The 13,359-nt window shown below is 73.7% G+C and carries 12 protein-coding genes and 1 riboswitch; of the genes, 4 read left to right on the top strand and 8 right to left on the bottom strand.

Translation table 11 applies throughout. The features are described from left to right. Positions 1-43 precede the first annotated feature (43 nt). Positions 44-1,480: a nitrilase-related carbon-nitrogen hydrolase gene (locus AB0B97_RS02075; protein ID WP_357489889.1), complete on the top strand. Its 1,437-nt coding sequence runs from the start codon at positions 44-46 to the stop codon at positions 1,478-1,480. Here AB0B97_RS02075 and AB0B97_RS02080 read toward each other — a convergent pair. Further along, positions 1,458-4,274: a BTAD domain-containing putative transcriptional regulator gene (locus tag AB0B97_RS02080; protein WP_357489891.1), complete on the bottom strand. Its 2,817-nt coding sequence runs from the start codon at positions 4,272-4,274 to the stop codon at positions 1,458-1,460. The two genes, AB0B97_RS02075 and AB0B97_RS02080, sit on opposite strands and share 23 nt — an antisense overlap. Before the next feature lie 180 nt (positions 4,275-4,454). Here AB0B97_RS02080 and AB0B97_RS02085 point away from each other — a divergent pair, with 180 nt between their 5' ends. After that, positions 4,455-4,856: a peptidase inhibitor family I36 protein gene (locus AB0B97_RS02085; protein ID WP_234589170.1), complete on the top strand. Its 402-nt coding sequence runs from the start codon at positions 4,455-4,457 to the stop codon at positions 4,854-4,856. Positions 4,857-4,940: 84 nt separating this feature from the next. Here AB0B97_RS02085 and AB0B97_RS02090 read toward each other — a convergent pair whose 3' ends face one another. Beyond that, positions 4,941-5,429 carry a peptidoglycan-binding domain-containing protein gene (locus AB0B97_RS02090; RefSeq protein ID WP_357489893.1) on the bottom strand — a complete coding sequence of 163 codons (489 nt, stop codon included), beginning with the start codon at positions 5,427-5,429 and terminating at the stop codon, positions 4,941-4,943. 459 nt (positions 5,430-5,888) lie between these two features. Beyond that, positions 5,889-6,033, top strand: a riboswitch (cyclic di-AMP (ydaO/yuaA leader). Here AB0B97_RS02090 and AB0B97_RS02095 point away from each other — a divergent pair. After that, the gene (locus AB0B97_RS02095) at positions 6,033-6,683 is read left to right on the top strand and encodes a transglycosylase family protein (RefSeq protein WP_357489895.1); all 651 of its coding nucleotides are present in this window, start codon (positions 6,033-6,035) and stop codon (positions 6,681-6,683) included. It overlaps the preceding riboswitch by 1 nt. A gap of 93 nt (positions 6,684-6,776) precedes the next feature. Here the strand turns inward: AB0B97_RS02095 and AB0B97_RS02100 are convergent, their stop codons facing one another. The 3 genes from AB0B97_RS02100 to AB0B97_RS02110 form a co-directional block, all read right to left on the bottom strand. Beyond that, entirely contained in the window at positions 6,777-7,136 is a 360-nt protein-coding gene (locus AB0B97_RS02100; RefSeq protein WP_234589180.1) for a hypothetical protein, read from the bottom strand. Positions 7,137-7,251: 115 nt separating this feature from the next. Further along, positions 7,252-8,439 (bottom strand): DNA polymerase IV, encoded by a 1,188-nt coding sequence (dinB, locus tag AB0B97_RS02105; RefSeq protein WP_357489897.1) that lies wholly within the window; start codon positions 8,437-8,439, stop codon positions 7,252-7,254. A 57-nt stretch (positions 8,440-8,496) separates the two neighbouring features. Then, positions 8,497-8,934 carry a VOC family protein gene (locus AB0B97_RS02110; RefSeq protein WP_234589190.1) on the bottom strand — a complete coding sequence of 146 codons (438 nt, stop codon included), beginning with the start codon at positions 8,932-8,934 and terminating at the stop codon, positions 8,497-8,499. Between the two features lie 94 nt (positions 8,935-9,028). Between AB0B97_RS02110 and AB0B97_RS02115 the strand changes: the two genes are divergently transcribed. Then, positions 9,029-10,003 (top strand): YafY family protein, encoded by a 975-nt coding sequence (locus AB0B97_RS02115; protein WP_357489899.1) that lies wholly within the window; start codon positions 9,029-9,031, stop codon positions 10,001-10,003. On the opposite strand, the gene AB0B97_RS02120 is transcribed toward AB0B97_RS02115, so the two are convergent. The 3 genes from AB0B97_RS02120 to AB0B97_RS02130 form a co-directional block, all read right to left on the bottom strand. Then, positions 9,898-10,479, bottom strand: coding sequence for a GNAT family N-acetyltransferase (locus AB0B97_RS02120; protein ID WP_357489901.1), 582 nt, complete (start codon positions 10,477-10,479; stop codon positions 9,898-9,900). The two genes, AB0B97_RS02115 and AB0B97_RS02120, sit on opposite strands and share 106 nt — an antisense overlap. Beyond that, complete coding sequence (locus AB0B97_RS02125) at positions 10,476-11,042, bottom strand: N-acetyltransferase (RefSeq protein ID WP_357489903.1); 567 nt, start codon at positions 11,040-11,042, stop codon at positions 10,476-10,478. Before AB0B97_RS02125 ends, AB0B97_RS02120 begins: the two co-directional genes overlap by 4 nt. A 614-nt stretch (positions 11,043-11,656) precedes the next feature. Continuing rightward, the gene (locus AB0B97_RS02130) at positions 11,657-13,231 is read right to left on the bottom strand and encodes an FMN-binding glutamate synthase family protein (RefSeq protein ID WP_357489905.1); all 1,575 of its coding nucleotides are present in this window, start codon (positions 13,229-13,231) and stop codon (positions 11,657-11,659) included. Between the last annotated feature and the right edge of the window lie 128 nt (positions 13,232-13,359).

A 13,359-nucleotide genomic window follows, 5' to 3' on the forward strand; every position in this document is an offset into this window, starting at 1 on the left:
GTACGGCGATCCGCCCCGGCCGATCCCGCCGCACGATCGACGCATGACGACGATCATCGCCGCGCTCCTGAGTGGACTGCTCTGGCTCGGTGGCTCCGGGCTGCACCCGGTTGCCGCGCTGACCTGGCTCGCCCCGATCCCGCTGATCCTCGCTTCGGTGCGGGTACGCCCGAGGACCGCGCTCTGGGCGACGATTCTCGCCTGGTCGATCGGCCAACTCGGCATTGTCGGGTACTACCTCGGCACCCTGCGACTACCGGTCCCCGCCGTCGGCGGCGTGTTCCTGCTCGGCCTCGGCCTGGCGGCCGGCACGGTCCTGCTCGCCCGGACACTCCTGCTGCGCGGACGAACCGTGACCGCCGTTCTCACCGTGCCGTCACTGTGGGTGCTGGGCGAGTACGCCGCGTCCCGCCTGTTGCCGCACGGCGCGTGGTGGAGCCTCGCCTACACGCAGGCGGACGTCCGCCCGGTCATCCAGCTGTCCGCGCTCACCGGCGTGTGGGGCGTCACCTACCTGCTGCTCGCCGTCCCGGTCGCCCTCGCCGCCCTGCTCAGAAGCCTGCGACCCACCCGCACTCCCCGGCTCGGCGGCCCACGCCCCGCCCTCACCTGCCTGCTCGCCCTCCTGCTCGGCACCGGCGGATGGTCGGCCTGGTCACTGAGCCGCTCCCCGGACCCGGCCGAGCCGCTGGCCGTGGGCCTCGTCGCGTTGCGACAGTCCGAGGACGGGCTCCCGATCGACGAACCGTCCGGGCGTGACCTGCTCGCCCGGTACGTTCCGCGGGTCTCGGGCCTGGCCGCGCGCGGGGCGCGGATCGTCGTGCTGCCGGAGAAGGTCTTCGCCGTGACGGACGCCACCCTGCCCCTGCTCGTCGACGCGCTCCAGCAGACCGAGGCCCGGGTCGTCGTCGGCGCGGTGCTGCGGCGGGCCGGGACCGCGAGCAACGTGGCGCTGGTGCTGGACCCGAGCGGAACGATCAGGACGTACGAGAAGCAGCATCTGATCCCGGGCCTGGAGGACTGGCTGACGCCGGGCGACGACGAAATGATCGTGGACGGGCGGTTCGGCGTGGCGATCTGCAAGGACCTCGACTATCCCGGTCTGGTCCGGCGGTATCGGGCGCAGGGCGCCTCGGTGCTGCTCGTCCCCGGCCTGGATTTCACCTCCGACGGCTGGCTGCACAGCCGGATGGCCCTCGTCCGCGGCGTGGAGAACGGGCTCACCGTGGTCCGCGCCGCCGCGTTCGGCCGGGTGACCGTCACCGACCCGGGCGGCAGGGTCCTGGGCGAGGCGACCGCCGGTGACGCGGAACTGCTGGTCACGGCCGCTCCGACGACCGGGTCAGGCACTGTCTATTCGCGGACGGGCGACTGGTTTCCGATCCTGTCCGTGGTGTTGTTCGTCGTCTGCGTCGGCGGGGTGGTGGGCCGGCCGAGCGGCGGGCCCCGCCGACGGGTCACGACCCGCCGGTGGCCGTGAGCCGTTGACGGATCCGCTCCGCGTCCGGGTGCCCGAGGTCGTCGAGGAGGCCCAACGCCGTCCGCCAGCTCCGGGCCGCCCCGACCGGGTCGCCGGCATCGACCTGCGCCTCGGCCAGGTGCCCCAACGTGTCCGCCTCGTAGTACCGGTCCCGGAACTCCCGGTACAGCTCAACCGCGTGCCGGTACGCGATCACCGCCTCCGCGGGTCGTCCGGCGCGGTGCTGCGCGTAGCCGAGGGTGTCCCAGGTGGGCGCCTGGCCGTGCCGGTCGTCGAACTCGCGCAGCAGCTCCAGCGCCTGCTGACACGCCCGCACCGCGGCGTCGTGCGCCCCGAGCTGGGCCTGATACCAGCCGACCGCGTTCAACGCCATCGCCTGCCCGTAGCGGTGGCCCGCCTCGCGGTACAGCGCCAACGCCGCCTCGGCATGCTCGACCACCTCGGCACGCCGACCCTCCCGGTCGGCCACCTCGGCGAGGTCGAGGCAGGTGTGCCCCTGGTTGGCCGGGTCGCCCAGCTCGCGGAACAGCTCCAGCGCCCGCTGGAGCTGCCCGGGCGCCTCGTCGAGCCGGCCCAGGCGGGCGTGCGCCCGGGCCAGGCTGCGGTGCGCGTGCGCCTGCCCGTCCGGGTCTCCGCTGCGGCGTGCGGCCGCCAGCGCCGTACGTTGCACCGCCAACTGGTCGTGCCAACCGCCCTGCCGGTCCAGGAAGCTGGTCAGGCTCCAGGCCAGCTGCCAGGCGTGTCGGTCGAACCCGCTGGCGGCGCACCGTTCGACAAGCGCGATCAACACGTCGCGCTCGCGGGTGAACCAGGCCACGGCCTCGTCATGGTCGCCGAACTTCTCCGGCCGGACGCCGCCGGCGGCCGGGGCGAGGGTGATCGGATCCCAGTGCGGGTGCAGCAGCACCGACGCGCCGTGCGCGCTGTGCAGGTAGTGGTCGAAGAGCCGGCCGCGCGCCTCGGCCCGGTCGCCGGCCGGATCGTGTTCGGCGGACAGTTCGGCCGCGAAGGCCCGCAACAGGTCGTGCATCGCGTACCGGTCCGGGCCGCGCTCCAACACCAGATGCGCGTCGGCCAGCTCGGCGAACGCCGCCTGCACGGCCCGTCGACCGCCGCCGGCGAGACTGACCGCCGCCGCCGTACTCACCGTCACGTCCGTACTTCCCCCGACCAGCCGGAACAGCCGCGCGCTCGACGTCGACAACAGCCGGTACGACCAGGACAGCGCCGCCCGCACGCTGCTGTCGTGCTCTCCGGTGTCCAGGCCGTCCAGCCGGCCGTCGGCCCGGAGTTGCGCGCCCAACTCGGTCAGGGGCAGCTGGGGCCGGACCACCGCCCGGGCCGCGACCACGACCAGGGCCAGCGGCAGCCGGTCGCAGAGTCGGACCAGCTCGTCGACGGCGGCCCGTTCGTCCTTCGCCCGCGCCCCGATCCGCGCGAGGAGCAGAGCCTGCGCGTCCTCGGCGGTGAGCAGATCCAGCACCACCGCCTCCGCGCCCTCGGTGGCCACCAACCCGGTGAGCCGATCCCGGCTGGTCACCAGCACCAGGCAGCCGGGCGCACCCGGCAGCAGCGGCCGGACCTGCGCCGCGTCCCGGGCGTTGTCGAGCAGCACCAGCATCCGCCGACCGGCGAGCAGGCTCCGGTACAGCGCCGTCTGTGCCTGCTCGTCCGCCGGCACCTCCCGCGGCGGCACCCCGAGCGCGGCCAGGAAACCCCGCACCACCTGTTCGGCGCTGCGCACCACACCGCTGTGGCTGTAGCCCTGCAGGTTGGCGTAGAGCTGCCCGTCGGGGAAGTGCCCGGCGGCCCGGTGCGCCCAGTGCACGGCGAGCGCCGTCTTGCCCACCCCGCCCGCTCCGGAGAGCACCGCCAGTGGGACCGCCCCGGGTTGCGCCTCGGCGGACGACCGCAGCGCGTCCAGACGTGCCAACTCCGGACCGCGCCCGGCAAAACCCCGGACATCCGACGGCAACTGCGCCGGGACCGGGCGGTCCGGGTGGGGCCTGTTGACGAGGCCCGCTCCGGCGGGGGCGCTGGACGGCCCGGGAGCCGGCGCGGTGACCTCACCGCGCAGGATGGCCTGGTGCAGCTGGCGAAGCTCGACGCCCGGGTCCGCGCCGAGCGCGTCGGCGAGACGGTCCCGCAGCCGGGCGTAGTACGCCAGCGCCTGTGCGCCGCGACCGGCCGCGGCCAGCGCGTGCAGCAGCACGGCGGCGACCGGTTCGTCCAGGGGGTGGTCGTCGGCGAGCCGGGTCAGCGGGTCGATGACCGGGTCCGGCTCGCCCCGCCGCAGCAGGGCGCGGGCCCACTGCACCGCGGTGTCGGTGTGCCGGCGGTGCCAGTCCTGCCGGACCCGCGCCGCCCACTCGCCGGTCAGCCCGGCCAGGGGTTCGCCGCGCCACAGCTCCAGCGCCCGGCGCAACAGCTCCACCCGCTCGGGATCGTCGTCACCCAGCCGATCGGCCCGGTGCCGCAGCGAGTCGAAGTGCTGACCGTCCACTGTCTCCGGTGGCTGGTCCAGCAGGTACCCGCCGGAGCGTCGAACCAGAGCGTCCGGTGCGCCCGCGTCGGCCAGCACACGGCGGAGCCGGGCGAGGTAGACGTGCAGGTTGTGGCGGGCCCTGGGCGGTGGCGCGTCGCCCCAGACCCGGTCCACAAGCGACTCCACGTGGACCGGTCGGCCGACATCGACCGCCAGCGCGGCCAGGACGGCGCGCTGGCGGGCTGCTCCGGCGTCGACCAGGCGGCCGTCCGCCCAGACCTCGACCGGCCCGAGGACCCGAATCTCCATGAACCGCCGCTCGCCGCGCCGCCAGTCGGACAATCCGCCGACGAGCGGCCGGATTGAGGTTCCGGCAGGAATTCGTCGACCTGCCGCGCAGATCATGGTGGCACAGCGGCATCGATCAACGCGATGTCGGCAATTCGACTCACGGCCCGTCCGGTCGTGACGACACCGGAGGTCACCATCGTGCGAAGTGCTCTGCGAAGGTTCACGTCCGCCCTGCTCGGCGTGGTTGCCGTGGGCGCCACGCTCGCCGTCGCCCCGAGCCCGGCCCAGGCCAACTACGCCTGCCCCTCGGGTCTGCTCTGCCTGTACGCCGGGACCAACTTCAGTGGGGACATCTTCCTGCTCGACGGGCCGTACAACGGCTGCAACGACGTCCCGCTGCCCTCGTACTTCCGCAACCGGACCCAGTCGATCATCAACAACCGGCCGTCGGGCACCGTCTCCACCTTCTGGGACAACGCCAACGCCACCGGCCTGCTCGGCTACCAGCACGCCTACGGCTACCGGGCGAACCTGGCGTACGACACGGCCGCGATCGGGGGGAGTTGGAACCAGCGGATCGAGGCGGTCCGCGTCTGCTGAGCCGCGGACCGAACCGGGCAGGGGGGTGCACGACGGCGCCGGCCGGAATCCCACGGGGGACTCCGACCGGCGCCGTCAGGCGGCTCAGCCCGGGTAGTAGCAGACGTTCGGGATGACCGCCCCGCCGTTGACCCCGAAGATCGCGAAGCCCATGTACGCCCGGGTCTGCGGGCCGTACTCGCCGTCCTCGGCGATGTTCGCGTACACGATGTCCTGGTTGATGCGGTGCTGGGCGTACCGGACGGCCTCGCGGGTCTTCGAGCCGTAGTTGCCGTCGAGGGAGAGCGACTGCGAGTAGCAGTTGTTCAGCGCCTCCTGAAGCACCAGCACGGCCGAGTTCGAGTGGCCGTAGGTGAGATAGCACTGCTTGTTCCCGGTCTGCCAACCGATGGTCGGCACGTGCATGTCCGCGCCGCCCGGATAGCCGCCGACCCGGTAGAAGGTCAGGCTGGTGCAGGGGCTGGACGCCTGTGCGGCGGTCGGTGCGAGCAGGGTCAGGCCGGCGCTGGCCAGGACGGTCACGAGGGTGGCGGCGGCGCTGCGGCGGCCGATGCGGCTCCGGTGGATCGACATGCTCTCCTCCTGGGAAGGTGACCGGGATCGACCCGGTGTGCCTTCGAGCATCGCGGCCGCCGATCTACGGTTTCCTGCCCGAACGTCAATTCGCAAGGAGCGCGCACGAGGAGGGCGGCGCCACCCGCCCACCGGTGTGGGCCGCGCCCTCGGTCCCAGCCGGGGCGGTCTACTCCGCTCTCGGTCACGACACCCGGTCCTCCGCTTCGCCCGGACACGTCGAACTGCTCCGTCGCATCACCTCCGGGCTGCGTACGGACGGTGACATCCGGGCCTGATCGGAATCGGTCCATCATGGTCGGTGCACAGCCGCGCGTCGTCCGCAACCGCTGGCAGAGGCGCCCCGCGTGCACCGGTGAACAAGTTCACAAGCGTTGGGCGAGGGTCACCGACCGTGCCTACCGTCGGTCGAGTCCACCACCGTGGACACCACGACCGGCAACGCCAAATCCTGCCCCCGGTCGTCGGATACCGGAACCCCGGGCAGGAGCGGGGGACCCACGTTCCTCGGTGCATGTCACCTCGGGGTGAAGCCGCCACCGCGCGGCCGGGCTCCTCGGCCCGAACCCGACAGCTCACCTCGCCGGCGTGGAGGAACCACACATGACGTCTGTCTACACGCCCCGTCATCGACGGGTCACCACCCGCCGCGTCGCCGTCGGCACCCTGGCCGTCGGCGCGGTCACCGGCGCCGTCGCCCTCTTCGGGCCCGCGGCCCCGGCCCAGGCCGGTGTCAACTGGGACGCGATCGCCCAGTGCGAGTCCGGCGGCAACTGGAAGATCAACACCGGTAACGGCTACTACGGCGGCCTGCAGTTCTCCCAGGGCACCTGGGCCGGCTACGGCGGCAAGAAGTACGCCGCCCGCGCCGACCTGGCCAGCCGCGGCGAGCAGATCGCCATCGCCGAGAAGGTGCTCGACGGGCAGGGCATCGGCGCGTGGCCGACCTGTGGCCGCAAGGGTGGCTCGTCGGGCTCCGCCGCGAAGTCCTCGAAGTCCACCGCCGGGAAGGACCGGTCCACCGCGCCGAAGGACCGGTCGTCGCGCGGCGACCAGCCGGCGACCCGCAACCACGAGCGCACCGCCCCCGCGGCCGGCGGCGACACGTACGTCGTCAAGCCGGGGGACACCCTGTCGGAGATCGCCGACAGCCACCACCAGGCGGGCGGCTGGGAGGCCCTGTACGAGCGCAACCGGCAGCTGATCGGCGCCGACGCCGGCCTGATCTTCCCGGGTCAGCGGCTCGCCCTCTGACGTACGACACACGAACGCTCGGCCGGGTCACCGGCCGAGCGTTCGGTCGTTCGTCGGGCGCTGATCGCCTCTGAGCACCGTGTGTCGTCGCGGCTACGCCGCGGGGGCGGAGGCCCTCGACTCCCGGCGCGACGCCACCGCGTTGGCGCTGCGGTCCCACCGGCCGGCGGGTGCCGCGGCCTCGCCGGGCCAGCCCGTGCCGGCGTCGTCGCCGCCGATGGTCATCTCGACCGCGCCGGGGGTCCTGCGGGCCAGCCGGAGCGACTGCTCGGCACCCGCGCGGGCCGAGCACGGCCAGGACTGGCCGGCGCACTGGAGGTTGCGGCAGTGGCCCTCGTCGTCGGGCTCGTGGGCACTCAGCACGTCGACCGCCAACTGCCAGAGCAGGGGGTCGGTCACGTCGTGCGGGCGTTCGGCGTGCCGGCTCGGTCGGTTGCTGGTGTCGTCGGACATGGTGGCCCCCCTCGTCAGGCTGTTCCCCCCAAGGGTCACCCGTGAGCCGCCGGCTAAACCGTCGACCTGCTGTGATGTGTCTCCGGTCGCAGCTGGCCGGCCCCCCACACGGGGCTCAGTCCGGCAATAGCGGCATCTCGACACCCGGGTCCCGGCCGAGGAGTACCGCCCGGGTGAGTGCCGCCGAGCCGAACCGGTCGCGTACCGCGTCCACCGCGGCGTCCAGGTCGGCCGCGGTGTCGACGTCGAAGGGCAGCTCCGGCTGCACCGGGTTGTCGTCGAGGTTGCCGACCGAGACGCCGATCAGGGTGGCTCCGCGGCGCTCGATCTCCGGCAGCGCGGCCCGCAGCAACGCCCGCGCGGCGCCCAGCAGCGCCGTGGTGTCCGCGGTCGCCTTGCCGACGGTGTGCGAGCGGGTGGCCCGGGTGTAGTCGCCGAAGCGCAGCCGCAGCACCACCGTGCGCCCGGACCGCCCGGCCGCCCGCATCCGCCGGCTGACCCGGTCGACCAGGCCCGCCAGGATGGCGTCCAGCTCGGCGGGGGCGTGCGGCGTACGACTCAACGCGTGCTGCGCGCCCATCGAGCCCCGGCGGCGGCCCACCTGCACCGACCGGGGGTCCCGGTTGTGGGCCAGGGCGTGCAGATGCCGGCCGGCGCCCGCCCCGAGCAGGGACACCAGCGCGGCCTCGCCGAGCCGGGCCACCTCCCCGACGGTACGGATCCGGCGCTCCCGCAGTTTCGCCGCCGTGACCGGGCCGACGCCCCACAGCCGTTCCACCGGCAGCGGGTGCAGGAACTCCACCTCGGCGTCGGGCGCGACGACCAGCAGCCCGTCCGGTTTCGCCACCCCGCTGGCCACCTTCGCCAGGAACTTCGTCCGGGCCACGCCCACCGTGATCGGCAGGTGGACCCGGTCGCGGACCTCCCGGCGCAGCCGCTCGGCGATGTCGGCCGGTGCGCCGACGAGCCGCCGCAGACCGCCCACGTCCAGGAACGCCTCGTCGATGGAGAGCCCTTCGACCAGCGGGGTGGTCTGCCGGAAGATCTCGAACACCGCCCGGCTGGCCTGCGTGTACGCCGCCATCCGGGGCGGCACCACTATCGCGTCCGGGCACAGCCTGCGGGCCTGCTGGCCACCCATCGCGCTGCGGACGCCCCGCGCCTTCGCCTCGTAGCTGGCGGCGAGCACCACACCACCGCCGACGATCACCGGCCGCCCTCGCAGGCGCGGGTCGTCGCGCTGCTCGACCGACGCGTAGAAGGCGTCCAGGTCGGCGTGCAGGATGTGGGCGCCGCTCGACACGTACACATGTTCGCACGACGTCCGGTGATCGCGGCGGTGAGCTGGGGGAACGCGCGATCAGTCGAGGCAGAACTCGTTGCCCTCGGGGTCGGCGAGCACGAGGTGACCGGCGCCGAGCGGGGGAGCGGGTTCGTGCCGTGCGAGGCGGGTGGCGCCGCGGGCGACGAGCCGTTCGGCCTCCGCCTCCAGGGCCGCCATCCGCTCGTCACCCGTGAGCCCGGGGGCGGCCCGCACATCGAGGTGTACGCGATTCTTGGCCTGCTTGCCCTCCGGCACGCGCTGGAAGAACAGGCGCGGCCCCGCGCCCTTGGGATCGACCACCGCCGACGCGTCGTTGCGCCGCTCCGGCGGCACACCCATCGCGTCCAGCGCGGCGTCCCACGAGTCGAAGTCGCCGGGCGGTCCCTGCAACTCGTAGTCGAGGGCCGCGGCCCAGAACGCCGCCAGGCTGGCCGGGTCGGCGGCGTCGAACGTTATCTGCACCTCGCGGGCCATGACAGCTCCCTCTTTCCTGGTCTGGCTGGTCATGCCGCCACCCTCTCGCTGATGGCGGACAGGGTCGTTCCGCTATTCGTGCAACGATCGGCGGGTGACTGTGGAGGCGACGACGGAGCGGGTGCTGCGGACGCTGGCCCTGTTGCAGCGGCGGCCGTCGTGGACGGCCACCGAGCTCGCCGCCGAGCTGGGTGTCACCGACCGCTGTGTGCGCCGCGACGTGCAACGCCTGCGCGCCCTCGGGTATCCCGTCCAGGCTTCGTTTGGCGTCGGCGGCGGCTACCGGCTCGGCGCGGGCACCCGGCTGCCGCCGCTGCTCCTGGACGACGAGGAGGCGATCGCCACGGCGGTCTCCCTGCGACTGGCGTCGGGAGGCACTGTCGCCGGGGCGGGCGAGGCGGCCCTGCGGGCACTCACGAAACTGGACCAGGTGATGCCGGCGCGGCTGCGCGCCGAGGTGCGGGCGGTGCACGGCTGGACGGAGACGCTCATCGGCCCGGTGGTCGAGATCGACGCGGAGCTGCTGGTGACCCTCGCCCGGGCCTGTCGGGACGCGGTGCGGGTGCGGTTCCGCTACGCCGGACGCGACGGCGGTGAACGGGAGCGGACGGTCGAGCCGGTCCGGATGGTCACCACCGGCCGTCGTTGGTACCTGATGGCCTGGGACGTCGATCGTGACGACTGGCGGACGTTCCGCCTGGACCGGATGCGGGCCACTGTGGCGACGACCTGGCGCTTTGCGGCGCGCGAACATCCGGATCCGATCGCCTTCGTGCAGCGGTCGGTGACCGACGCGCCCTACCGGCATCTCGCCCGGGTGCGGGTGCACGCTCCGCCCGAACGCGTGCGGGAGGTGGTGCCGCCGCAGGTGGGGCGCGTGGAGGCCGACCGCGACGGGTGGTGCGTGCTCGTCGTCGGCGGCGACAGCCTGGACTGGCTCGCCGCGCACATCGCCCGCCTGAGTTACGAGGTGGAGGTGCTGGAGCCCGTCGAACTGCGCGAGGCCGCCGCCCGGCTCGCCCGCCGCCTGGCGGCGCTGGCCGGGCCGGCGTCGGAGCCCACCGTGTAACGCCGCAACGACACCGGGCTGCCGTCCGGGGCGGCCCACGATGCCGTGCTCGTGCCCGTGCACCGCCAGCCGGTGCGCTCGTAGAGGGCGACGGCCGCGGCGCCGTCGGCGACCACGTCGAGCACCAGACGCACCCCGCGCGCGTCCGCCCAGCGCCGGGCCCGGGCCAGCAGAGCGCTGCCCAGCGCCAGCCCGCGGGCGGCCGGCGCCACGAACAGGCGGGCCACCTTGGCCGCCGGCTCGGGGTGCGGCTCGTCCGCCGGGTCGGGCAGGCGGTGCACCGCGACGTGTCCGACGATCGTTCCAGCGGCGTCGACGGCGACCCAGGCGCGCGCCGGGTGCGGCTCGCGCAGCCAGCGGTGCGGGTCGGCCGGCCAGTTCAGCGGATAGCTGTCGACCCGGTGGACGTCGGCGAGCGCCGCGACGCAGCCGTCGAGGTCGGCGGCTCGCCGGCGGCGGATGCGCGGTGGGTTCACAGGTCGTCGAAGGGGCTGGCGTAGCGGAACTCGCCCCGGATGGTCTCGCGCCACGCGGTCAGCGGCCGAGCCATGAAGTACTGCGGACCCCACGGCTGTGGCGGTGTGACGCCCAGCTCGACGGCAGGCCGGAAGCCGAACCGTGGGTAGTAGCCGGGATGCCCGAGCAGCACCACGAGCGGTTCGTCTCGGGCGTCGGCCGCGCCGAGCACCGCGTGCATCAACGCCGTGCCGACGCCGCGACGCTGCCACGCGGGAAGCACGCCGAGCGGCCCCAGGCCCAACGCGACCGGCTCACCGGCCACCCGCCCGCGGGTGGCCACCACGTGCCCCACCACCAGGCCGTCCGAATCGACCGCCACCAGGGAGTACGCGGGCAGCCAACCCTCGTCGGTCCGCAGCGCGTCGACAAGCGTCGCCTCGACCGGCGGTGTGTCGACCTTCGGTGCGTCGACTGGCGTCGCATCCACTTGGGATGTGTCGTTCGTGGTCTTGGCGAAGGCGGCGGCATGCACCGCGCGGATGGCGTCGACGTCGGTGGGGGTTTCACGTCTGATCAGCACCGCGCCACGATACGGGTGTCGCCGGCAGCGGCTCCAGGAGTTATCGGTCGACGACCGCCGATGACGGATGCCCCGACCCGTCGATGCCGGACCTGCCCGGCCCCGCGACCGTCGTGCCAGCCGACGCGACATCGCCCCCGCACCGCACGCCCCGCCGCACCCCGCCGCGTCCCGTTCCGAGGCGGCCCCCGCGGCCCCGCCGCCTCCCGCTCCGGGGGCGACGCGCGCGGCCCCGCCTCGCTCCGCTCCGGGGGCGAGGCACGCGACCTGCGCGGCCCCGCTCCGCCCGGCTCGTGAGGCGCCGCGCGCGACGCCGCGCGGCTCGTTACGGCGGCCGGTCGACATGATGCGGAAGAGCGGTATTCCTGTGAGTCATAAATATGACGCACAGGAATGCCGCTCGTCGGAGTCATGGCCGCCCAGAGCAGAGGCCGCGTCTGCTCCGTCGCCCTGACCCGTCGCCCACGGCCCGTCGCCCACGGCCCGTCGCCCACGGCCCGTCGCCCACGGCCCGTCGCCCACGGCCCGTCGCCCACGGCCCGTCGCCCACGGCCCGTCGCCCTGAGCCGCCGTCCTGAGCCGCCATCCAGAGCCGTCGTCCAGGGCCGCCGCCCTCAGCCCATGGCGGTCGCCGACGGAGGGGCGCTGCCACCCCGGGGCGACTCCGGGGTCATCAGCCGGATGATCTCCTTCTGGTCGGCCGGCGAGGGCATGCCCCAGTGCGGTTGGTAGCCGTACACCTCGTGCAGTGGGGCCGAGCCGGTGCGGCCGTCCAGGATCTCCACGGCGTCCGTGCCGATCAGGCCGGGGTGTTCGACGCCGCACGCCTCGGCGACCTTGGTCAGGTCCCGGCGCAGGGTCCGCAGGTAGTTGGCCGCCCGGACGGACTTGAGCGTCGGGTCGAGGCCCCGGGCCAGCCACGCGTTCTGCGTCGCCACCCCGGTGGGGCAGGTGTCGGTGTGGCACTTCTGCGCCTGGATGCAGCCGATCGACAGCATCGCCTCCCGACCCACGTTGACCATGTCGCAGCCGAGCGCGAACGCCACGATGGCGTTGTCCGGAAGGCCGAGCTTGCCGCTGCCGATGAACACCACCTGCTCGTGCAGGTCGTGTTCGGCGAAGACCTTGTACACCCGGGAGAAGCCGTGCTGGAACGGGAGCGACACCGAGTCGGTGAAGATCAGCGGCGCGGCGCCGGTGCCGCCCTCGCCGCCGTCGACAGTGACGAAGTCGACGCCCCGACCGGTGTCCCGCATCAGGCTGGCCAGTTCCTCCCAGAAGGTGAGGTCGCCGACCGCCGACTTGATGCCGACGGGCAGGCCGGTCTCGGCGGCCAGCAGCTCCACCCAGTCGAGCAGGCTGTCACAGTCGGAAAACTCGGCGTGCCGCGACGGGCTCACGCAGTCCTGCCCGGCTGGGATGCCCCGGGTGGCGGCGATCTCGGCGGACACCTTCGCCCCGGGCAGCAGGCCGCCGAGGCTCGGCTTGGCGCCCTGGCTCAGCTTGATCTCCAACGCCCGGACGGGGGCGCCGGCGACCAGGTCCTTCAGCCGGTCGAGGCTGAAGCGGCCGTGCTCGTCGCGGCAGCCGAAGTACGCCGTGCCGAGTTGGAAGATCAGCTCCCCACCGTTGCGGTGGTACGGCGACAGGCCACCCTCGCCGGTGTTCTGCAGGCACCCGGCGAGAGCTGCCCCCTTGTTCAGGGCGGTGATGGCGTTGCCCGAAAGCGAGCCGAAGCTCATCCCGGAGATGTTGACCACCGACTCCGGTCGGAACGCGCGTGCCCGGTCCCGCGCCGCGCCCAGCACCTTCGCGCACGGCAGCTGGACGTCGTGCCCGGCTGTCGGCGACGACGGCGGCACGGCCCGGCCGAACGTGCGGTGCTTGATGATCGGGTAGCCGGGCGTGTGCTCGATGTCGTTGTCCGTGCCGAAGCCGAAGTAGTTGTTCTCCTGCTTCGCCGACGCGTACACCCAGCGACGCTGGTCGCGGGTGAACGGGCGTTCCTCGTTGTTGCCAGCCACGATGTACTGCCGAAGCTCCGGCCCGATGGCCTCCAGCAGGTACCGGGCTCGGCCGAGCACCGGGAAGTTGCGCAGCAGCGCGTGGTCACGCTGGATCAGATCCCGCGCGGCGAGCGCCGCGACGGCGGCGGCTACGGCGGGTACGGCTCGACGGGCCCAAGTCATGCCGGGCAACCTTTCCGCCTGAGCCCTCGGCCAAACCGGCACGTCGCCGACAATGCGCTGCTCAGGCCCCGGGTGCGCGCTGGTGGCCAGCGTGCGCCCCGCGGTGGAGGCGGCACGGGGATCACCAG

The organism is Micromonospora sp. NPDC049004 (genome assembly GCF_040649315.1).
Taxonomy (GTDB): Bacteria; Actinomycetota; Actinomycetes; order Mycobacteriales; family Micromonosporaceae; genus Micromonospora.